The sequence below is a fragment of the Candidatus Nitrosopumilus sp. genome, assembly GCF_965223225.1.
Lineage (GTDB): Archaea > Thermoproteota > Nitrososphaeria > Nitrososphaerales > Nitrosopumilaceae > Nitrosopumilus.
The window spans coordinates 1194605-1214102 of sequence record NZ_CBDCVU010000004.1 but is presented as its reverse complement, the minus strand read 5'-3'; the positions used below and the strand labels follow the sequence as shown (position 1 = coordinate 1214102).

Here is a 19498-nt window from a genome sequence, read left to right as displayed (position 1 = left end):
AATGCCTAGATCTGCCAGACGAAGAAATTAAATGGCTTTGGGAGATGGTAGAGTGAGATTGGGATTAAACGAAATTATGGAAATATCCAAACCTCGGATAGTTGTACTCTTAGTTATAACGGCAGTTACGTCTATGTATGGAGCTAGTAAACTTGTTCCTGGCACTCCTGAGCTTGAATATTGGTCATACCTGCATATTATTATCGCCGGCGCACTTGCTTCTGCAGGTTCTAGTGCCTTGAATCATTACTATGATCGTGACATTGATCCTAAAATGACTAGGACTAGCAATAGGCCAATACCATCTGGAAGAATGGCAGCATCTCATGTGTTGATATACGGACTTGCTGTAAGTTGTATTTCTGTAATTTATGGATTCTTTGCCCTAAATGCTGTATCTGCTTTCTTTATTGCTGTTGGAATTTTTTCATATGTGATAATCTATACAGTATGGTTGAAACGTCTTAATACATCTAATATTGTAATTGGTGGTATTGCAGGCAGTGCTGCAGCATGGGCAGGATGGGCCGCAGCTACTGGAAGTATGGACCTATTGGGATTTTTGGTTGGCTTTTTGGTATTTGTATGGACCCCATCTCACTTTTGGTGTCTGGCTATGAAGATAAAAGACGAATATGCTCAAGCCAAAGTTCCGATGCTCCCTGTTGTAATTGGTATGCAAAAAACATCAAAGTATATTTTGGGAAACACGATAATATTGCTTCCTTACTCTTTGATTCTTTCATTTATTCCTGATGGGATGGGATTAGTCTATACTGTAATTGCTGCTGTTTCTGGAGGCCTGATGCTTGTATATCACTATAAACTAACCAAAACTCCAACATCTGAATTTGCATGGAAAGCATACAAAGTAACTGCTCCTTATCTTACAATAATTTTTGTTGCAGTTGCACTGGATGCAGCATTTCATATACCTTTATTCTAGTTAGAATTACTATTTTTCAAAGCCTGGAAAACTTGCTTCGTAATCTTTTTCAATTGCTTTTTTATTTTGTTCTTCTACTTCGTCTATCTCTTTTTCTTGCACAAAAGATTCGATTCTACGCTCATCTTTTGTAATCCATGAGACTTTGATTAATCCTAAAATTTCTAAATCCAAAAGAAGCTTGTTGAATTTATCTTCTGGAATTGATTCGTCTTCTTTTGTAAGTATCTTATACAGTTCAACATCCGTTAATGAACCTGCTTCCTTGATTTTGTCAAATACTCTATTTCGTAATGGGATTGTCATTTTTATCCGTAGAATGCCTTGTCTTCTGTTTTGGGAACTACGTTAGATATACTTTCTCTAACATTGTTGTACCATTGATCTATCTCTTTGGTGATGGATGGTTTGATTAGTTTGAGGCTATTTGCAAAGTCTTTGTTAGAAATTTTTGATGAGTTTCCTCTCATTGCGTGAACAGCTGCTTCTCTACATAATGCGGCTAAATCTGCACCTGTGAAATTCTGTGTTGCAACAGCTATCTCTTGTAGTTTAACATCGTTTGCAAGAGGCATCTTTTTGGTCAATATTTTGATAATCTCTAATCTTCCTTTTTCATCTGGTGGTGATACGTAAAGAACTAAATCTAATCTTCCTGTTCTCAATAATGAATTATCTAATATGTCTGGTCTGTTGGTAATTCCTATTACTACTACTCTTGATGAAATACCCTCTTCAATCTCTGTTAATATCTGACTCAATACTGTTTCACTTGCTCCTCCTTCTCCAGATTTGTATTTTGCAAGTGAGTCTAATTCATCAAATATTACAATACATGGGGATGATGCTTTTGCTTTTCTGAAAATCTCTCTGACTGCTTTTTCAGATTCACCTATCCATTTAGATAGTATTTCCGGACCTCTAACCAAAATCATGTTTGCTCCTGTTTCTGTTGCAAGGGCACGTGCAACCATCGTCTTGCCACATCCAGGCGGACCATAAATCAGAGCTCCTTTTGGTGGTTTTATTCCCATTTTTGTAAATTTACTTGGTTCCTTCATTGCTGTAACAAGATTGTCTGAAAGTGTTTTCTTGATTTCATCTAACCCTCCAACGTCTTGCCACCAAACTTTTGGTCGCTCCACGTAAAATTCTCGCATTGCAGTAGGTATTACTTCATGCATTGCATCATAGAAATCAATTAATTTTATCTGCATTGATTGTAAGACTTCAGATGGAATTTTTTCTGTCTCTAGATCTATTTCTGGTAAGTATCTTCTGATTGATTTCATTGCAGCTTCTCTGCATAATGATTTGATGTCTGCACCCGTGTACCCGTGAAGTTCTGAAGCTAAGTCTTTTAGATCAATATCTTCACTTAAGGGCATTCCCCTGGTATGAATTAAAAGAATCTCTAATCTTCCATCCTCATTTGGTACTGATATCTCAAACTCTCTGTCAAACCTTCCTGGTCTTCTGAGTGCTGGATCTACACTATCTGGTCTGTTTGTCGCACCCAGTACTATTACATTTCCTCTATCGTTTAATCCGTCCATAAGAGCTAGAAGTTGTGCCACAACTCTTTTTTCTACATCTCCATAAGCTTCCTCTCTCTTTGGAGCAATGGCATCAATTTCATCGATAAAAATCATGCTTGGTGAATTGTCTTTTGCTTCTTTGAAAATGTCTCTTATTTTTGCCTCTGTTTCTCCATAGTATTTGTTCATGATTTCAGGACCATTGATTGGGTACATGTTAGCTTCAGATTCGCTTGCAAGTACCTTGGCCAATAGTGTCTTGCCACATCCAGGAGGTCCATAAAGTAAGATTCCGCTGTGGGGTTCAATCCCAAGTCTTGAAAATAGTTCTGGATGTCTTAATGGCAATTCTACGATCTCACGCATAGATTTGACTTCATTCATGAGGCCTCCTACCTCTTCATATGTTACTCTGACTTTCCTATCTACAGCAGTCTCTGTAGAGATGTTTAGTGTTGTTGACCTGTCTATCTTGACTACTCCCTTTGGAGATGTTTTTGTAATTTTAAAATCCATGGAATTTCCCAATATCATTACAGATATTTCATCACCGTGAGTGATTGGCATTCCTTTGAGTCTGTTTTTTACAAAATCTGTAAATTCTTTATCTACTGTTACTGAATCATTTACTGGAGTTAATGATACTGTTTTAGCAATCTTTGAAACTGCTTTTCTTATCTTTACAAAGTCATTTAATGAAGCTCCAACGTTTTTTCGTGTTTGACCATCAACCCTAATTATGTGTGGAAATTTCTCATCTTCGTCAATAGGCCAAACAACTGCACAACTAGATCTTGAACCCATAACTTCTACAATATCTCCCGGTGTGACCTTTAGAAAGTCCATTGCCTCAGGACCTATTCTTGCACGTTTTTTACCCACATCTCTTTGTTTTGCTTCACCAATTTGCATTTGCAAAGGTTCTTCTTTGCGTACCAGAAAAATCACCTATTTCATGTCAACTGACATTCTACTCATATTGAGTACTTCAAATTCACTTACGCCCTGAGTTGATCTTACTGATTCCTCAAGTGAATCCATTTGTCCTTCTTTATCATCTAGAATGAATTCAGCTTTTAGAAATTCTAATCCAAATGCTAAAGGCTCTTTGACATGTCTTTTCATGGTGATTCCTTCTTTTAATGAAGATTTGACTGATTCTGCTAACTGATCTAAATCTACTTCAGTTCCTTCTGGAAGGATTTTTGTAATTAATAATAATTGAGCCATTTCTAAGGTCCCTGAAAATTACATGAAGAACATGTGTATGTTCTTGCTGCTTCCCTGCAACTTTGACATCTCCAAATTAAATCTGCACCACAATTTGGGCAATTGAATTTTACACATTTATCATTAGGCATAATATGTCTCTGGCAACAACTGCATGTAGGCAATGAAATAGTAGATGACATACCAAAATTCTCGGTAAACATCATTTATACTTTCCTTGATACTTCTTAAGCCTACTTTAACTCAGAAGTTTTTTTATTTCTCCTGTAAGCAATATCTGGGCGGTTTTAAGCGATCCTTTTATTCCTAATATCTTTAGAATCGAACTTGTATGAAAATCAAAATCTTCTTTTTCTGATATTTCTTCAATAATTTCAGGTTTAATTGACTCAAATATCTTGTTGATTGTTTTGTTGTCTATTCTTTCAAGCATTTTTCTTGCAATCTTTTGTGTCTCAAACTCATTTCCAAATTTGCCTGTCCAGTTTTTCTGATATTCTTCAAGTTTCTGTTTGTCTCCTGTTCTTAAAAATTCTGATATTGCTTTTCCTGCAAACACTCCTCCCAACCCACTTGTAAAAATACCACCAGCTGTGGTGGGCTTTGCCTGTCCTGCTGCATCTCCTACAACCACTGTCTTTCCATAGACAAAATTCTCAATAGGTCCTTTTATCCAAATTGGGGCATAAATTTTCCTGATAATTGAACAATTACCCTTTTCTTTGATCAATTTTTCTAGTGTTTCAGAAACATTAATTCCTTTTCCGGCAACTCCTATCTTGCCTTTTCCTTCATCTGAAGGTATTATCCATGCAAAAAATCCAGGATATTTTTCCTGATCAAACATCACTTCAACTTTGCCTTTTTTTATCCATTCTGCATAAACTTCGTATTGTCCTGATGATATTATTCCTGTCCTGTCTTTTTGTATCAAAGATGAAATTCCTCTTGCATCCACAAAAATTTTACAGTCTATCTTCTCTTCATTTGTTCTAATTCCAGTTTCTGTAATCTCTTGAAAACTTGTACGTACCTTAATTTTTGCTCCTCTTTTTTGAGCTTGAAATGCAATTTGTTTATCTAATTCTCTCCTGCTGATTTCAACAATTTTTTGTTGCTTTGTTTTTATCGAAAAGCTATTTCCGTTTGGAGCACTTATCTTTGCAGATTCTATTGTATGGTTGAATGTTTTGTTAAATGGTATGACTCCTATCTCTTCTAATCCTGCTAAGCTAACCAGTCCTCCACAATGTTCTGGAGTTCCTATTTCGTGATCTTCTTCAATTACAAGCACTGAAAAACCTCTTGACGCAATCTCTCTTGCACATAGCAATCCTGCAATACTTCCGCCTGCAACTACTACATCTGAATACACAAAGTTTACTTCATTTTCAATTATTTAATTCATAGATTTTCCATTCGTAATTATGAAGTATTGAAAAATCATTAATCTTTCTATGAATAATCTCCTGATTCGAAGAATTTTTTGAATATGTGTATTTTTCGTTATCTCTTGTTTGGTAACAATTTTAAAAAATATCTTTATGTTTGGTAAATTCAAAAGTTTTTCATAAGGACTGATTTTCATCTAATTATGGGAAAAATTAAGCAAGTGATTGTGGTGAGAACTGACCTTCAAATGGGAAAAGGAAAGATTGGAGCTCAAGTAGGGCATGCTTGTGTTCTTGGAGCAGAACATGTAAGAAAATCTCATGCTGAATGGTATCAGGAATGGTGGTCTGTAGGACAGGAAAAAGTTGTTTTGAAAGTATCTGGAATTAAAGATTTACAAGACGTAAAAAAACATGCAATTGATCTAAATCTTCCTTGGTCTGAAGTTACAGATGCAGGACATACCCAGATTGCTCCTGGTACTACAACTTGCATCTCTATTGGCCCTGCCCCTGAGAATCTTATTGACAAAATTACAGGTGATTTGAAACTACTTTGATGATTTTTTTTGGAGAATAAGATATAACAAGGCATCATACTTTTTCTAACGTGAAGAAAAAAGGCCTGGCAGTTGCTGTTTTTTTTGGATTTATCTTACTAACATCTACCGTTATGATTGCAATACCTGGTTTGTCTCCTGAGGCAGAAGATGATCCTGACTTGACTATGACTGGCACTCCTGCTGATAATTTCCCTGATTCGGAGCGTGCACAATTTTGTGGTTCTGCAATAGCAAAATCTACCACTTTTGTACAAGAATATTCAATTCCAACTCCTTGCACAAATCCTCTATCTATTACTACTGATTATGATGGCAATGTTTGGTTCACTCAAACCAATACCGGAAAAATAGCAAAGTTTGATCCCGTCTCTGAAAGTTTTACAGAATATGAGAATCCTCTTTGGCCACAAGGAGGTCGTTCAATGATGTGGGGTATTGATTATGCTCCAGATGATTCCCTTTGGTTCACTGATGAAACCTTTGATTCTGTTTGGAAGTTCTCTATAATTGATGAAGAATATGATCGTTTGGCATATCCATCTGAAACTGATTCTTTGCCTCAAAAATTACTGGTGGATGGCTCTCAGATTATTATTAATGACTTTACTGGTAACAAATTGACTTTCTTGGATCCTAACCAAGCAGGCGAAGATGTGAATTATCTTAGCATTCCTTCCCCTATTGATGATTCTGTTACTGCTGATTTTGCAATTGATTCAGAAAATAACGTCTGGTTTACAAATTGGTTATTTCAACAAGGTGGCGTTTTAGTTAAGTTTGATCAAAATGGATACTTTGATTCTGTAACAAGATCTGGTGAAGAATATCTTCCTCTTCTAGACTTTGTGGAAATTTTTGAGCTTCCACGAGAATTACTTACTCCTAATGGTGCAGTAGTATCTGATGATGGTTTGATTTGGTTGGCAGATACGACTTCTTCTTCATTTTTTAGTTTTGATCCAATTCGTGGCGAATTCACTCAGTATGTTACTGCTGATCCTTTACAAAGTACATATGGCAATCAAACAGGAATTGTCAAATCTCCAATATCCAGACCATATTGGATGGAAAGTGACGACCAAGGAAGGATTGTTTTTAACGCTCAAACCGCAAATAACATATCTGTAATGAACCCTGTATCTCAATCTCTAGTTGAGTATCATGTGCCTTCAAAGAATCCTTATTGGGCAGACTGTGATCCTGGAACTGGATTGATGCTAGCTGATTGTGGCGTTGCTCAAGTATTTGATTTCACAGTTGACAATCAAAAAATTTGGTTCACCGAATGGGTCGAGAATAATATAGGTGTGGTTGATACCTCTATCCCACTACCGTATGAGATTCAACTGGAAGCAAATGATCTGAATATTACTCCCGGAGATTCACAGCACTTTAACTTTATTGTGTCTTCTAAATTCCAACAGGAATCCTTAGGTGCATCTCTGATTTTGTCTCCTGCTAATGACTCTTTAATGGTAAATCTTGAACATGGAACTCACAGTAGTTTTCAACTAGAACCTGATTCTTCGTATCCAGTTCACACAACTATTAGTGTCTCTGAAGATGCAGTGCCTGGACAATACAAGGTTTTGCTTGGAGCTCAATCTTCTGATGTTGCAATCAGTAAATTTGTCACAGTGACAGTAGAGTGATACCTGAAATTGATTCTCAAATAGGCATCTTAGTTTATAGTACAAACTTTACAGGTACTGGTGGGAAAATCCGACAAAAACCCGAAGATTTTGAAGTATCCGAAGTTATTTCAGATAATGCATTAAAATCTATCAAAAACGATGTTGGTGAAAGTGGATATGCTGTATACAAATTAAGAAAGAAAAAAATCGACACAAATCATGCGATTGCAGATATTTACAGAAAGAAAGGAATTCGATTAAAATCTCTTGGATTAAAAGATGCCTCTGCAATCACTGAACAGTTTGTTTGTTCTCAAGGTAAGACCAAAGGAATAGATGACTATGACACTGAAAAATATTCTATAAAAAAAATTGGATTTGTAAAAAAACCTCTTTCTAAAAAAGATATGATTTCCAATCACTTTAAAATTAAAATTTCAAATCCTTCTAAACCTGTTTCAGAATTTTGTGATTTTAACAAAATTTTAAATTTCTATGGATATCAAAGATTTGGTTCCAAACGACCTGTTACTCATCTTGTGGGCAAGGCAATTGTTCAACGCGATTTTAAAAAAGCAGTTGATTTGATTCTTAGTTTTACTTCTTCGTATGATTATAAAGAGAACATAGAGATTAGAGAAAAACTATCAGATCCTGCAAATTATAAGAAATATCTAGAGTATGTTCCTCCTCAAATGGATATTGAAAGAATTGTTCTTAAGGAAATGATTGATCATTCTGATGCCCTTGGTGCAATTAGATCAGTGCCATTGACCATTAGAAGATTTTATGTTCAGGCATATCAGTCATTTTTATTTAATCATTCTTTGAGTTCTGCTTTTCAGGAAGGTGAAGACTTGTTTTCTGCAGAGTCAAATGATGTCTGCTTTGATAAAAAAGGTATTATTGGAAAATATCTGAAAGGATTAGATCAAAACCTTGCAATTCCATTTATTGGATATTCATACTACAAAAAAACTAGATTTGATTATCACATCTCAAAGATATTAAAAAACGAAGAGATAACTCCTAAAGATTTTTTCATAAAAGAAATGCAAGAAGTAAGCAATGAAGGTGGTTTTAGACAAGCTTCTATCTGCTGCACGGATTATTCTTCATCTGATGAGAATTTAGTTGAGTTTTCTTTGTCACGTGGCTCATTTGCAACCATCTTGCTGAGAGAAATCATAAAGCCTCAAGATCCAATTGCAGATGGTTTTTAGAAAATTTTGTCCCCTTCCTATTTTTCCTTGTAATGGTGATTCTTAGCGTTCTTGATTAATTTGAGTTGCTTATGTTTCTATTTTCTTTTTTTCAATAAGGGAATACATAATCCTACTATTGTGATGATTGTGCCTGTTATTGCTATTCGGAATCCGTAATTAATCCAATCTGGATTTGAATACATAAATGATGATTCAGGCCCAATCACTGCTTGACCTTGGAAGTGGAAGATAACTCCAAAAAATATTGTAATTGTTCCTATCATTGGTATTATTTTTGTCCGTTTCACACATTTTCTTTCTTGGTTGTTATTAAAGGGTAAACAGAATTGATAATTTGACCAAATGATTTTTCGATTTTGTCTTTAATTATTCTCCTGTCATCTGTTAAGGTGTATAATTGGAACGCAGACCCATATGAATCCCATAATTCAAATCATCTAGGCCTTATCTTGTTTATATCGTCAGCCTCCCTGGCAATTCTTTTCTTTCTAATTTTTCATCCTCAAATCGAGTCTATCACAAAAGAATCTCCCATTTTGATAAACATCATGTTTATTCCTGCCATGGCAATTGGATTTCTATATGGAATTCGAATCACAGAAAGAGCCGTAAGTCCATCTGAAATTAGAAGTCCCCTGAGAAGATCGATTACTAAGATATTCTTATTCTTTTTTGTGATTGGTGGGATGTTCAGTGCTGTAAATTTTGCAATAAATGGCGGAAGCATACTTCCTGAAACTTCAATTCTAGATGATGGTCTTCTACCTTGGGTAACAGAATTTGTATCTGCAAATGGCGGAGCTACATTTCTAATAATAACAAGCATTACTCTGATGGCAGCTGCCACAAAACGAATCGTCGGAATGAATTCTGGCTTCCTAAATAGAATGGTAACTTTTGTTGGAACCTTTGTTTTCTTTACTATGCTTGTTTTGAGCTTTACAAAATCCGATCCAACCTCTTCGGGGGTATTTTTGTACACTTTTTATCAGGCAGGCATCGTAGGTGGTGCCTTTTATGCAATGAATCGATTGACCAAAAATCAAAACATGTTTGAAGATTTCTCTAATGGTTTTTGAGTTTCTATTTATCTAAATCAACATAAATTCCGGATATGTCGTTATTTATCCTGTCCCAGTACTTTTCACAACCATCAGTTTTAAAGTCATTTTGCTTGCATTCATTAAAATGCAATGTATTTTCTCTTTGCATGTTGTCTGCAAATAATACATCACCTCCAATTGCAAGTGCCAATAGGCCTATTACTGCTAGGCTTGCTGAAACCACAATCATGGAATATCCTACTTTTGCGTGATTTCTGGGCTCTTTCATTTACGGAAAATCCAAAACTCTCGAATTTAATCTTTTCAAGTTGGAGCTTATTCGATCCAATTTGTGTCACTATGGGGATTATTTGAGTAAAAAAGAAAAAGCAGTATTCAAAAATACATTTGTTGAGTATACAAATCCTTCAGTATGAGTTTCTAGGGCCAATTCCTCTCAATGAGTGGGGACCTCCAATGGAAAAACTGGTTTATCTTATCATGTCTAGAGAAAAAGATCGATTCAACATTGTTTATGTTGGTGACTGTGAGAAAACTGAAGATAAATCGTATTTTTTACAGCATACTCATTTTAAATGCTGGACTGATCAATCAGGCTCTGATCAATCTCTTTATCTTGCAATCTTACCTTTGTTTGATTCCAGTAAAGATCGTAGAAAAAGTATACTTGATAGAATTATCACTCGATACAAACCTGCTTGTAATTCTGCAGATATAAAGGAGGAAAAACCTGCTTATGTTGTACGCAAAACTGAAGAGCCTGAAGATTCTCAAAAGGTTACATGTGCATGTTGTGGTTCGGAAATGAATCCTGAAAGGATTTTAGAGAAATCCACCATATATCGTTGTAATAGTTGTGGAATAAGTGATACTAGAATTAACTCTTAACTTTATTTTGAACATCAAATAATTGCAGAGTCAACAAGTCTATTGCTTTTTTAAGATGCTGAAATTCATTTATTGAATGCATTTGGCCTTCTACTAATGCCCTCATGATTTTGATAGAGTTTTTCTGATAGTCATCTGATGCTACTATTTCCATTGCATTGATCTTTGATAGAAGATTGTCTAACTCTTTTATCATTTCATCAGAGGGCTTGTGTTTATCCATGTTTTTTTCAATTGAGTTTGGTATATGAATTGTTATAATAAATCCTCATCAATTTTGTGTATGGGATCCAAATATTGCTGGCAGGTACACATGGGAATCTGACATTTCCCTACCTTTATTATTGAATTACTTGATTCATTTTGCGAATGGACCTCATGTGTATGATGACATCTTTTACAATTCATTATTTTATCTAATCTCTCTTTGGTAAAATAAAATCTAAGGAATCAAAACTCCTCTTGCTTCAATCTGTGAATTTTTTAATTTTTTTAACACTTCGTTGGCTTTCTCTAATGGGAATGTTTCAGATATTACTTCGATTTTTTCTTTTTCACATGTTTTGATAACTTGCTCCATATCTTTTGTTGAACCAATTAGAGTTCCTCTTATTGTCTTTTCTTCAAATGCTACAAATGACGGTCTCTCCCCAATTGTAGCTATTACAATCAGACCTCCTTTCTTCACTGCCTTTATTGCAGTATCTGTTACAATGTCTGCTGGAGCAAAAACAATTGCAGCATCCAGCATTCCATGTTTTTCCTTTAATGCTTCTAGAAAACTCTGCTGGTCCTCAGAAAAGTGAATTGCATCTATTGCTCCTAACCTTTTTGCAACATCTAGATGGCTTTGACTTCTTGAAAATGCAATTACCTCGCAATTTTCTACTTTGGCAAACTGAACTGCCATATGTCCCACTCCTCCAATACCAAATATGCCTATTTTTTTATGAGTTTTAGGCTCTGCTGCCTTTACTGCTTTGAACGCTGTGATGCCTGCGCAAAATAAGGGTGCAGCATATTCTGGTTTCATTTCGTTTGGTACTTTTGTTGCAAAATCTTCTGCAACCGTTATGAACTCTGTGTATCCTCCTTTGAATGATTCACCTGTAATTGTTGATGATTCGCATAAGTTTTCTTTTCCTTCTTTGCAATACTGGCATTCTCTGCAAGCCTCTAAAAGCGGAGTAATTCCTGCCCTGTCTCCTATTTTGAATTTTGTAACTTTATCTCCTATCTGAACAACCTTGCCGACCACTTCGTGACCTGGAACTGTTGGAAGTGTTGGTGGTATTCCGAGGTCTTGCCAATCTCCCTCAATTCCATGTAATTGAGAATGGCACACTCCGCAAGCTTCAATTTTTAGTAAAATTTCATTTGGTCTTGTAATTTCATGTCTGTCTATCATTGTTAATGCTAACGGGTTTGTTTCAATTGCAGCGCATTTTGATAGCACCATTGCACGCATTTTCTCCATATTGTTTCTGAAAATACACGAAATTTTAAGATTCGCTCATTAGAAAAATAAAGGACTTGGATCATCAATTTATGTGGACAAAATTAGTGTCGAAGACAAGGAAAGAGTAAGACTATTACAGCTTGTGTCACGCTCCAAGCATGAATTCAAAAAGCTTTCAATTGAGCAATTGAGACGTTTACAACAGTTGGTTGAAAAAAAAGACTACAGTCATGATAAAAAAGCACATAAATCAAAAATGAAACTACTTGCAAAAATTAATGTGAGAATTTACGAGTTAGAAGAAGGAAAAGGTATTTGGGATTGAATTCATCTAATATTTAGGATCAAGAACAATGCAGTGATGTTTGAACCTAATTTCTACCATAATTTATTGTTCTTTGTTGTCTGAGACTAAATCTCATTCTAAATGATGATAATTCTAATATTTTTTATTCTTAATTCTATATTTCATAAAATCTCTTCTACACTTTAATTCCTAAAATTAGAAAAACTACTAGTCTATTTTTGAGATTTAATGAAATCTACTATGGAGAGAATTTTTCCCATTTCTGCAATATGGCCATAACTCTTGGTTTTCGTTTTAGTTAATGGATCATTATTTACGGTAACAAACAAGATATCCCCATTTCCCAATGGGACTGTTATTCTTTTGATTTTCTCATATGATGAGATACTATAAAGGCCAGATCCTACATGTTCTTTAACTCTGAAATTTTCATTCCACGCATTTATGGATCTCATAATAGTCTGTTTTGTCTCTTCAAATGGCACAATATTTCTAATGCCTTCTCGTTGACTGTGCCAGAGTATCTCTCCTTGACTATTGGACACCGCAGCAAATCTTATGGAATTATTAAAATCCATTAACATGTTGAGAAGCTTTTCATATTTTTCCATATGTTAAATTCTCTTTTTCAGTTAATAAGTATTATAATTTCACTATCTAGTGATAATGTTTTTTGAAAAATTTTATGAGGAATACGTAGATGATTATACTCTTTTTCAAACAAAAAACATTTGGAATTTTTTATCTTAATTTAGAAGTGAAGTTTCATTCAAATGTATTTACAAAATCTACTATGGACATTATCTTTCCCATCTCTACTAATTTTCCATAACTTTTAGTTTTACTCTTTTTTAAAGGTTCATTATCTACACTGATAAACAAAAGATGGAATGCATCTATAGGTATGCTTATTCTTTTTAATTTTTCAAAAGATGTTATGTGATACATCGCTCTTCCCAAATTATTTCTGTCCTCTAATTTACAACGATCAACCCAATCTATTGCTTCACGTTTTAGTGTTTTTTTAGTTTCAGATAGCGGGATCTTCATTTTTGCACTGTCTCTTTTACTGTGCCACAATATTTCTCCTGAGGTATTGCTAATTGCAGCAAATCTTATGGCGTTATCAAAATCCATTAACATGTTGAGGAGTTTTTCATATCGACCCAATAGTTAGATTAGTATCTCAGAGAATAAAAACAGTTTGGTAGATCAAAAATAAAAATTTCAAGGGATTTACTTAAATCCTATATTGAAAATAATATATCATGAGCAGTCCATATGCTGGTTTTGTTGGAAGAATTTGGGATGAATTTCCACAACTTGCAGAATGGCACAGCTTCGATGATTCAAATCTTCCAATGTGGAAACTAGAACAGTTTGTAGAATCTGGATATCACAATTTTCTAGCAAATAGAAAACCCCTATACCATCTCAGTAAACTAATTGAAAATTATGCTCAAGAAAATGCAGAACCGCTACTTTCTACATTTGAAACAATTGCAAGATACAAGTTTGTAGAGAAGAGATATCAAAAAATGATTGAGCAGGTGCCCAAAATTTGGATAGTTGCAGACTATGGAAAAACAGAATTAAAAACACCTGATAAGATAGAAGTTCTGAACTGTCGTGATACTGAACTAGCTAACGTCTGGAGTGTGATTACCAGAGGACCATATGGTCCATTTGGCCTGATTGCAGAAGAGTTCGAAAATGGTAAATTTAGAGGATTTTTTACTCTTAATCCAAATGTTTGTAGATCCGCCCTAAAAGCAATGGGGAAAATACTGGGGACAAAATTTACAATTCAATAAGGTAAATTCTTGACTAATTAGAACCCTGAATAATCTATTCTTGATTTCTTTTTCGTATCTGCAATTCTCTTACTCTATTGCGAATAGTTACTGCGCTTATTCCTGAAATTTGAGCTAGTCTCGTCTGTGAAACTTTTTCATGATTGTCTTGTATCGCCAGATATACTGCAGCAGCAGCCATAGACATTGGATGCTTTCCAGATGTAATTCCTTTTTTTTGACTATGTTCTAAGATCTTTCTTGCATCACGTTTTGTTTTTTCCGAAATCCCAGCTTCACTTGATATGCGAGATACAAATTCTTCAGGACTAAAAGATGCCGATTTAACATCGTCAAGATTTGCAGATAAGAGTCGATATGTTCTCTGAATTACTTTCTTTTTTATTCCTGCAACATCTGCAATATCGTTTAATGTTCGTGGTGTAATAGTAATGCGACATGCCATGTAAACAACTGCACACAACACAGATTGATTCGAACGACCGGTCAGTAATTTTTTTTGTTCAACTTTTCTGAATAAATACGCTGATTTTTCTACTACATGATCTGGCAATCCTAATTTGGAGCGTATTCCATCAAGAAATGTAAATGCCTTAATGTATGATTGTTTCGTGATGTCTGCTCTACTGTTTCTGTCCCAAATTCTTAGGCGATAAAATGATCTCTTATTTTGCCCTGATAGTGATTTTCCAGAAGAATCTTTGTTTTGAGCTTGAATTATAGTGGACAGACCCATATCTGCCATCTTTAATGATATTTTTTGTCCTGTTCTTGCATTGTTTTGATAATCATCATTGGTCTGAGTAATATTTTCAGGTCCAAAATCAATGATCTTTTCACATAACACTACTCCGCAATCCCCACATGTTATCTCTCCAGTAATTGCATCTGTAATCTTAGAAAAATGCATACATACTTTATCCAAACGATTTGAGGTCATTTGTTAATAATTGGCATTAATTGAATTTTAACCACATGTGATTTTTTTCATGGTGCTAAGAAAAATTTGAAAGACTCTGTTGTTTTCTTATTTCAAAAAGGCGTTTTAGTATAATCTGAAATTTGCATTTGTCATATTTTGGCACTATGCTGAAATTTATCCCTATGTTAAATACTATTAAGTCATTATAGGATGCATGGCAGAAGAACAAGAATGGGCAAATTTGCTAGCCGAGATTTTTGACAAACTTACACAAAAGCACGCCTCAATCACCTATGATTTTGAGAATCTTGAGATGCAAGGCAAAGTCGAAAAAGAGGGCAAGGTAATCCCAACAGGTACAGTTTCCTTGACTGGTAAGCTTACCATCACAGCAAAATGAGGGTGATGAGAATGAAAAACTTTGATCTCCCCGCCAATTTTTTATCTTTCTTACATGGTGGCAGCTTAGAAGTTACGTGTAATGGCGAACCCTCAATTAAATTCATGGTAGATGGAAATACGCGGATTATTGATATCATAGACGTTCCAATCGAAGTTACAAAAAAACCTGGGTTGATCAAACAATTGTCCGAGGCAAAAGATCTGGCAAAAAACCTAAAGCAAGAAAACATCACACTTGAAGTCAAATTGAAAGGTGATACAGTATTGAAGTTAGGAGAACAAGCAAATCCAAAACTTGCCAAGATTGTTACACTTAGTGGTGATATTGAAATAACTGATTTGAAAAAATTAAAAAAATTAAACGATATATTCTAAAAATAGATTATGTATATGAAAAAAACATACAATAGGGAATTTTCAGCAATTAACCATTTTTTTCTTTAATTAATAAGTATCAAAATGATTTTTTTATTTTGCATTGCGTATTAACTACCTCCTATAATACATTCTATAAAATAACTGATTATCAATACAACGAAAAATAAATTTGTTCATACATCGTTCTCAATATTTTCAGAATACCATGTCTCGACTAAACTAATGCATTCCTCATACTCATTTTTCTTATCTAATGTATCAAAATCTCCGTAATTATTTTCACAATGATCTAATCCTGCTTGGTATGATTGTTGCAAAATTTGTGATTCGTCAAAAGGTGTTTCTCTAAACATCGGAAAACTATTTGAGGCAACACCATTTGTAATAAATACTGCAGCTAAAATTAATGGTATGCAAACTGCAAATACAACAAAAATTTGCCTCATGTTTTTATTATGCTGTTGTTGGTAAAATACCAATCTCTTAGTAATATGATAATTTTAGCACTAGTTCAACTACTTATCACTATGTTAAATACTTCAAATGCATGAATCAATCATGAAATACAAATACCAAAGTTTCATGGACGAAATCTGGAATCAATTTCCCGGTTTGTCTGATAAAGAATCAACTGATCTTACAGACCACAATATCCTTTGGTCATTAGATGAATACATGGCAGCTGGATATGTCAATTTCACAACAGGCCCAAAAGAGCTGTATCGACTAAGCATTTTGCTTGAAAACTATGCGGTAAAACACCGCGCACCACTATTGGCAACATTTGAGACTGAGAAAAGATACAAGTATGTTGAGGGCAGGTATGTTGAGATTCTGAAAAAAGTTCCAAAAGCTTGGATAATTGGTAATTTTAACAACCCATTATTGGCTCCACTTCCACCACAAACAACTGAAGTGGTTAGCTGTGATGGAACAAACATCTCAGACATGTGGATTGTAGTGACAAGGGGGCCTGAAGGTCCATTCGGATTGGTTGCCGAAGACATTGGAGATAGGATGTATAGGGGATTCTTTTCTATAAGCCCGATAGTAACAGGAAAAGTAATTCAAACTATCAACGAGGCTTTAAGAATCAACATTGATCTTTCGAAATAGGACACCAAAATGTACTAGTTTTTGAAAAACAATCTATTCTTATTTTTTTTTAAAAAACTCATGAGACAACACTATCTAAGTACAAATATTCAAACAAATATGTCCTAGTGTGGTTGAAAACAGCCTTATTCATGAGACTAGTCCTTACTTGCTTCAGCATGCACAAAATCCTGTAGATTGGTATGCATGGAATGATGAAGCGCTACAAAAGGCAAAAAATGAAAACAAACCAATCTTTCTAAGTATTGGGTATAGCTCTTGTCATTGGTGCCACGTGATGGCTCATGAATCTTTCGAAAATGAGGATGTTGCACAATTCATGAATGAGAACTTTGTAAACATCAAGGTAGATAGAGAAGAGAGACCAGACATTGATGATATTTATCAAAAAGTATGCCAGATTGCCACTGGTCAAGGTGGTTGGCCATTGAGTATCTTTCTTACTCCTGATCAAAAACCATTCTATGTTGGAACTTATTTTCCTGTTCTTGATTCGTATGGGCGCCCGGGATTTGGGAGTATCTGTAGACAACTCTCTCAAGCCTGGAAGGAAAAACCAGATGATGTGAAAAAATCTGCTGAAAATTTCCTTGACGCATTAACCAAGACAGAATCAGTACAAGTCCCATCTGATCTTGAAAGAACAATCTTAGATGAGGCTGCATTGAATCTGTTTCAGCTAGGAGATTCTACATATGGTGGATTTGGTTCTGCCCCCAAATTCCCAAATGCTGCAAATGTTTCCTTTTTATTCCGATATGCAAAACTTTCTGGACTCTCAAAATTCAATGAATTTGCCCTCAAAACCCTAAATAAAATGGCTCGAGGTGGAATTTTTGATCAAATAGGTGGCGGATTTCACAGATATTCAACTGATGTCAAGTGGTTAGTGCCACACTTTGAAAAGATGCTTTATGATAACGCCTTGATTCCAGTAAACTATGTGGAGGCATATCAAATAACAAAAGATCCTTTCTACTTGGAGGTACTACAGAAGACCCTTGATTTTGTCCTACGTGAGATGACTTCTCCTCAAGGCGGATTCTATTCTGCATATGATGCAGACTCTGAAGGAGTTGAAGGCAAGTACTATGTCTGGACAAAAAGCGAGATCAAAGAAATTCTTGGCAGCAAAGATGCTGATGTCTTTTGTCTTTATTATGACGTTACTGATGGTGGAAACTGGGAGGGCAACAATATTCTCTGCAACAATCTCAATATTTCCACTGTGTCTTTTAATTTTGGAATCTCCGAAGAAAATGTCCGTGAAATTTTAAAATCAAGCTCTGAAAAATTACTAAAACATAGATCATCTCGCATTAAACCCGGATTGGATGACAAGATACTTGTTTCATGGAATTCTCTTATGATCACTGCATTTGCAAAGGGTTACCGTGTCACTAATGACGTAAGGTACCTTGATGCTGCAAAAAATTGTATTGATTTTATTGAAAATAATCTGTTTGAAGACGGAAACTTGCTAAGAACATACAAGAACGGGGTGGCAAAAATTGATGGTTATCTTGAAGATTATTCTTACTTTACAAATGCCTTACTTGATGTATTTGAAATTGAAGGAGATGAAAAATATCTCAACCTTGCAATGAAGTTGGGTGATCATCTGGTTGAACATTTCTGGGATTCTGAAAATAATAGTTTCTTTATGACTTCAGACAATCATGAAAAACTCATCATCCGACCAAAAAGCAATTATGATTTGTCATTGCCGTCTGGAAACTCTGTATCTGCATTTGTAATGCTCAGATTATTTCACTTGTCTCAGAAAAACCAATTTCTTGAGATTGCCACAAAAATAATGAAATCTCAGGCCCAAATGGCCGCAGAAAATCCATTTGGATTTGGATATCTTCTTAATACTATTGCCATGTATGTTGAAAACCCAACTGAAATTACCATTATCAATACAGAAAACTCTGATATCTGTAATTCATTATCTGCCCAATACCTTCCAAATTCTTTTATCGTTATGATCAAAAAACCTGAGCAGCTTACAAACTTGTCAAAATTCCCATTTTTTGGTGGAAAACAATTTGAAGAGAAGACCTCTGTTTTTGTCTGTAAGAATTTTTCATGTTCTCTGCCACTAAAAACGGTTGATGAGGTCCAGTCTCACCTCTAAATCTTTCTCAGGTTTATCTCAATAGTACTTCCAACTTGGGGTCGGCCCATAGAGTCAAATCTTGATCTTGGCATGGATATTGAAATTTGTGTCTGTTGGTATGTTTTGATTTTGACTGTTGGTTGGGCTTGTAATATTGCCTCTAATAGTGGCATTACCTGTTCTTTTGTTTCTGAATCTAGTTTTTTTGAAACATTTTCTATTATCATCTGTTTTTGTGATATTGGTTCTGTTGAAACATTTTCAATCAATGTGAGTTGAATTGTTTGACCATTGTCCACTAACTGCGTAATCTTAAATTCATTTGTGGCAGACATGTTTCCTTGTTTTCTCCTTGTGATTTATCTTTAACGAATTGCAAAAAACAACACAATTCCCATAAAGACCATTGCTGATGCAACGCCCAAACTGAAAATTATCTTGCTTCCATCAATCTTCATTTCTTTCAGTTTGTTTTTTACATGAACGTTATAACTAATT

26 protein-coding genes are annotated in these 19498 nt (G+C 34.9%); 11 read left to right on the top strand and 15 right to left on the bottom strand.

What is annotated here, in order from left to right:
- Positions 1-31: 31 nt before the first annotated feature.
- Positions 32-946 carry a heme o synthase gene (locus ACOQN3_RS07785; RefSeq protein WP_420545908.1) on the top strand — a complete coding sequence of 305 codons (915 nt, stop codon included), beginning with the start codon at positions 32-34 and terminating at the stop codon, positions 944-946.
- A 9-nt stretch (positions 947-955) separates the two neighbouring features.
- On the opposite strand, the gene ACOQN3_RS07780 is transcribed toward ACOQN3_RS07785, so the two are convergent.
- The 5 genes from ACOQN3_RS07780 to ACOQN3_RS07760 are packed head-to-tail and all read right to left on the bottom strand — an operon-like array spanning position 956 to position 5089.
- Positions 956-1252: a hypothetical protein gene (locus ACOQN3_RS07780; RefSeq protein WP_420545907.1), complete on the bottom strand. Its 297-nt coding sequence runs from the start codon at positions 1250-1252 to the stop codon at positions 956-958.
- 2 nt (positions 1253-1254) lie between these two features.
- Positions 1255-3423: a CDC48 family AAA ATPase gene (locus ACOQN3_RS07775; protein ID WP_420546614.1), complete on the bottom strand. Its 2169-nt coding sequence runs from the start codon at positions 3421-3423 to the stop codon at positions 1255-1257.
- Positions 3424-3432: 9 nt separating this feature from the next.
- Entirely contained in the window at positions 3433-3714 is a 282-nt protein-coding gene (locus ACOQN3_RS07770; protein ID WP_420545906.1) for an elongation factor 1-beta, read from the bottom strand.
- 2 nt (positions 3715-3716) lie between these two features.
- The gene (locus ACOQN3_RS07765) at positions 3717-3896 is read right to left on the bottom strand and encodes a zinc finger domain-containing protein (RefSeq protein ID WP_420545905.1); all 180 of its coding nucleotides are present in this window, start codon (positions 3894-3896) and stop codon (positions 3717-3719) included.
- Positions 3897-3952: 56 nt separating this feature from the next.
- Positions 3953-5089, bottom strand: coding sequence for an NAD(P)/FAD-dependent oxidoreductase (locus ACOQN3_RS07760; RefSeq protein WP_420545904.1), 1137 nt, complete (start codon positions 5087-5089; stop codon positions 3953-3955).
- A gap of 219 nt (positions 5090-5308) precedes the next feature.
- Between ACOQN3_RS07760 and pth2 the strand changes: the two genes are divergently transcribed.
- The 3 genes from pth2 to truD are packed head-to-tail and all read left to right on the top strand — an operon-like array spanning position 5309 to position 8525.
- Positions 5309-5665 (top strand): peptidyl-tRNA hydrolase Pth2, encoded by a 357-nt coding sequence (pth2, locus tag ACOQN3_RS07755; protein WP_420545903.1) that lies wholly within the window; start codon positions 5309-5311, stop codon positions 5663-5665.
- Positions 5666-5715: 50 nt separating this feature from the next.
- Entirely contained in the window at positions 5716-7320 is a 1605-nt protein-coding gene (locus ACOQN3_RS07750; RefSeq protein WP_420545902.1) for a virginiamycin B lyase family protein, read from the top strand.
- The gene (gene truD / locus ACOQN3_RS07745) at positions 7317-8525 is read left to right on the top strand and encodes a tRNA pseudouridine(13) synthase TruD (RefSeq protein WP_420545901.1); all 1209 of its coding nucleotides are present in this window, start codon (positions 7317-7319) and stop codon (positions 8523-8525) included. The genes ACOQN3_RS07750 and truD overlap by 4 nt, the downstream gene beginning before the upstream one ends.
- Before the next feature lie 77 nt (positions 8526-8602).
- Here the strand turns inward: truD and ACOQN3_RS07740 are convergent, their stop codons facing one another.
- The 3 genes from ACOQN3_RS07740 to ACOQN3_RS07730 form a co-directional block, all read right to left on the bottom strand.
- Positions 8603-8815 carry a hypothetical protein gene (locus ACOQN3_RS07740; RefSeq protein ID WP_420545900.1) on the bottom strand — a complete coding sequence of 71 codons (213 nt, stop codon included), beginning with the start codon at positions 8813-8815 and terminating at the stop codon, positions 8603-8605.
- 215 nt (positions 8816-9030) lie between these two features.
- On the bottom strand, positions 9031-9510 hold the full coding sequence (locus tag ACOQN3_RS07735; protein WP_420545899.1) for a hypothetical protein: 480 nt from the start codon (positions 9508-9510) through the stop codon (positions 9031-9033).
- A 101-nt stretch (positions 9511-9611) separates the two neighbouring features.
- On the bottom strand, positions 9612-9860 hold the full coding sequence (locus tag ACOQN3_RS07730) for a hypothetical protein (RefSeq protein WP_420545898.1): 249 nt from the start codon (positions 9858-9860) through the stop codon (positions 9612-9614).
- 122 nt (positions 9861-9982) lie between these two features.
- Here ACOQN3_RS07730 and ACOQN3_RS07725 point away from each other — a divergent pair, with 122 nt between their 5' ends.
- Positions 9983-10480, top strand: a complete 498-nt coding sequence (locus ACOQN3_RS07725) for a hypothetical protein (protein ID WP_420545897.1) — start codon at positions 9983-9985, stop codon at positions 10478-10480.
- On the opposite strand, the gene ACOQN3_RS07720 is transcribed toward ACOQN3_RS07725, so the two are convergent.
- Together ACOQN3_RS07720 and ACOQN3_RS07715 are read right to left on the bottom strand one after the other, a co-directional pair.
- Positions 10470-10703: a hypothetical protein gene (locus tag ACOQN3_RS07720; protein ID WP_048115766.1), complete on the bottom strand. Its 234-nt coding sequence runs from the start codon at positions 10701-10703 to the stop codon at positions 10470-10472. The genes ACOQN3_RS07725 and ACOQN3_RS07720 overlap by 11 nt on opposite strands.
- A 219-nt stretch (positions 10704-10922) precedes the next feature.
- Positions 10923-11957 carry an alcohol dehydrogenase catalytic domain-containing protein gene (locus ACOQN3_RS07715; protein WP_420545896.1) on the bottom strand — a complete coding sequence of 345 codons (1035 nt, stop codon included), beginning with the start codon at positions 11955-11957 and terminating at the stop codon, positions 10923-10925.
- Positions 11958-12030: 73 nt separating this feature from the next.
- On the opposite strand from ACOQN3_RS07715, the gene ACOQN3_RS07710 reads away from it, so the two are divergent.
- Positions 12031-12264, top strand: a complete 234-nt coding sequence (locus tag ACOQN3_RS07710; protein WP_420545895.1) for a hypothetical protein — start codon at positions 12031-12033, stop codon at positions 12262-12264.
- A gap of 194 nt (positions 12265-12458) precedes the next feature.
- Here ACOQN3_RS07710 and ACOQN3_RS07705 read toward each other — a convergent pair whose 3' ends face one another.
- Together ACOQN3_RS07705 and ACOQN3_RS07700 are read right to left on the bottom strand one after the other, a co-directional pair.
- Positions 12459-12857 (bottom strand): hypothetical protein, encoded by a 399-nt coding sequence (locus ACOQN3_RS07705; RefSeq protein ID WP_420545894.1) that lies wholly within the window; start codon positions 12855-12857, stop codon positions 12459-12461.
- A 154-nt stretch (positions 12858-13011) separates the two neighbouring features.
- Positions 13012-13416 carry a hypothetical protein gene (locus ACOQN3_RS07700; protein ID WP_420545893.1) on the bottom strand — a complete coding sequence of 135 codons (405 nt, stop codon included), beginning with the start codon at positions 13414-13416 and terminating at the stop codon, positions 13012-13014.
- Between the two features lie 98 nt (positions 13417-13514).
- Between ACOQN3_RS07700 and ACOQN3_RS07695 the strand changes: the two genes are divergently transcribed.
- Entirely contained in the window at positions 13515-14060 is a 546-nt protein-coding gene (locus ACOQN3_RS07695; protein WP_420545892.1) for a hypothetical protein, read from the top strand.
- 34 nt (positions 14061-14094) lie between these two features.
- Here ACOQN3_RS07695 and ACOQN3_RS07690 read toward each other — a convergent pair whose 3' ends face one another.
- A complete protein-coding gene (locus ACOQN3_RS07690) occupies positions 14095-14985 on the bottom strand; it encodes a transcription initiation factor IIB (protein ID WP_420545891.1) in 891 nt (296 codons plus the stop codon).
- Positions 14986-15196: 211 nt separating this feature from the next.
- Here ACOQN3_RS07690 and ACOQN3_RS07685 point away from each other — a divergent pair, with 211 nt between their 5' ends.
- Both ACOQN3_RS07685 and ACOQN3_RS07680 read left to right on the top strand, forming a co-directional pair.
- Complete coding sequence (locus ACOQN3_RS07685; protein WP_420545890.1) at positions 15197-15382, top strand: hypothetical protein; 186 nt, start codon at positions 15197-15199, stop codon at positions 15380-15382.
- Between the two features lie 11 nt (positions 15383-15393).
- A complete protein-coding gene (locus ACOQN3_RS07680) occupies positions 15394-15759 on the top strand; it encodes a hypothetical protein (protein WP_420545889.1) in 366 nt (121 codons plus the stop codon).
- A gap of 176 nt (positions 15760-15935) precedes the next feature.
- Here ACOQN3_RS07680 and ACOQN3_RS07675 read toward each other — a convergent pair whose 3' ends face one another.
- Positions 15936-16208 carry a hypothetical protein gene (locus ACOQN3_RS07675; RefSeq protein WP_420545888.1) on the bottom strand — a complete coding sequence of 91 codons (273 nt, stop codon included), beginning with the start codon at positions 16206-16208 and terminating at the stop codon, positions 15936-15938.
- 112 nt (positions 16209-16320) lie between these two features.
- Here ACOQN3_RS07675 and ACOQN3_RS07670 point away from each other — a divergent pair, with 112 nt between their 5' ends.
- Together ACOQN3_RS07670 and ACOQN3_RS07665 are read left to right on the top strand one after the other, a co-directional pair.
- The gene (locus ACOQN3_RS07670) at positions 16321-16878 is read left to right on the top strand and encodes a hypothetical protein (RefSeq protein WP_420545887.1); all 558 of its coding nucleotides are present in this window, start codon (positions 16321-16323) and stop codon (positions 16876-16878) included.
- Between the two features lie 109 nt (positions 16879-16987).
- Positions 16988-19018: a thioredoxin domain-containing protein gene (locus tag ACOQN3_RS07665; RefSeq protein WP_420545886.1), complete on the top strand. Its 2031-nt coding sequence runs from the start codon at positions 16988-16990 to the stop codon at positions 19016-19018.
- Here ACOQN3_RS07665 and ACOQN3_RS07660 read toward each other — a convergent pair.
- Positions 19015-19335 (bottom strand): hypothetical protein, encoded by a 321-nt coding sequence (locus ACOQN3_RS07660; RefSeq protein ID WP_420545885.1) that lies wholly within the window; start codon positions 19333-19335, stop codon positions 19015-19017. The two genes, ACOQN3_RS07665 and ACOQN3_RS07660, sit on opposite strands and share 4 nt — an antisense overlap.
- Between the last annotated feature and the right edge of the window lie 163 nt (positions 19336-19498).

What these genes read in the sequence shown, in the direction of transcription:
- ACOQN3_RS07785 (WP_420545908.1), top strand. Translation starts at nt 32, where the DNA reads ATGGCTTTGGGAGATGGTAGAGTGAGATTGGGATTAAACGAAATTATG.
- ACOQN3_RS07780 (WP_420545907.1), bottom strand. Translation starts at nt 1,252, where the DNA reads ATGACAATCCCATTACGAAATAGAGTATTTGACAAAATCAAGGAAGCA.
- ACOQN3_RS07770 (WP_420545906.1), bottom strand. Translation starts at nt 3,714, where the DNA reads ATGGCTCAATTATTATTAATTACAAAAATCCTTCCAGAAGGAACTGAA.
- ACOQN3_RS07765 (WP_420545905.1), bottom strand. Translation starts at nt 3,896, where the DNA reads ATGTCATCTACTATTTCATTGCCTACATGCAGTTGTTGCCAGAGACAT.
- pth2 (WP_420545903.1), top strand. Translation starts at nt 5,309, where the DNA reads ATGGGAAAAATTAAGCAAGTGATTGTGGTGAGAACTGACCTTCAAATG.
- ACOQN3_RS07730 (WP_420545898.1), bottom strand. Translation starts at nt 9,860, where the DNA reads ATGAAAGAGCCCAGAAATCACGCAAAAGTAGGATATTCCATGATTGTG.
- ACOQN3_RS07720 (WP_048115766.1), bottom strand. Translation starts at nt 10,703, where the DNA reads ATGGATAAACACAAGCCCTCTGATGAAATGATAAAAGAGTTAGACAAT.
- ACOQN3_RS07715 (WP_420545896.1), bottom strand. Translation starts at nt 11,957, where the DNA reads ATGGAGAAAATGCGTGCAATGGTGCTATCAAAATGCGCTGCAATTGAA.
- ACOQN3_RS07705 (WP_420545894.1), bottom strand. Translation starts at nt 12,857, where the DNA reads ATGGAAAAATATGAAAAGCTTCTCAACATGTTAATGGATTTTAATAAT.
- ACOQN3_RS07695 (WP_420545892.1), top strand. Translation starts at nt 13,515, where the DNA reads ATGAGCAGTCCATATGCTGGTTTTGTTGGAAGAATTTGGGATGAATTT.
- ACOQN3_RS07685 (WP_420545890.1), top strand. Translation starts at nt 15,197, where the DNA reads ATGGCAGAAGAACAAGAATGGGCAAATTTGCTAGCCGAGATTTTTGAC.
- ACOQN3_RS07680 (WP_420545889.1), top strand. Translation starts at nt 15,394, where the DNA reads ATGAAAAACTTTGATCTCCCCGCCAATTTTTTATCTTTCTTACATGGT.
- ACOQN3_RS07675 (WP_420545888.1), bottom strand. Translation starts at nt 16,208, where the DNA reads ATGAGGCAAATTTTTGTTGTATTTGCAGTTTGCATACCATTAATTTTA.
- ACOQN3_RS07670 (WP_420545887.1), top strand. Translation starts at nt 16,321, where the DNA reads ATGAAATACAAATACCAAAGTTTCATGGACGAAATCTGGAATCAATTT.
- ACOQN3_RS07660 (WP_420545885.1), bottom strand. Translation starts at nt 19,335, where the DNA reads ATGTCTGCCACAAATGAATTTAAGATTACGCAGTTAGTGGACAATGGT.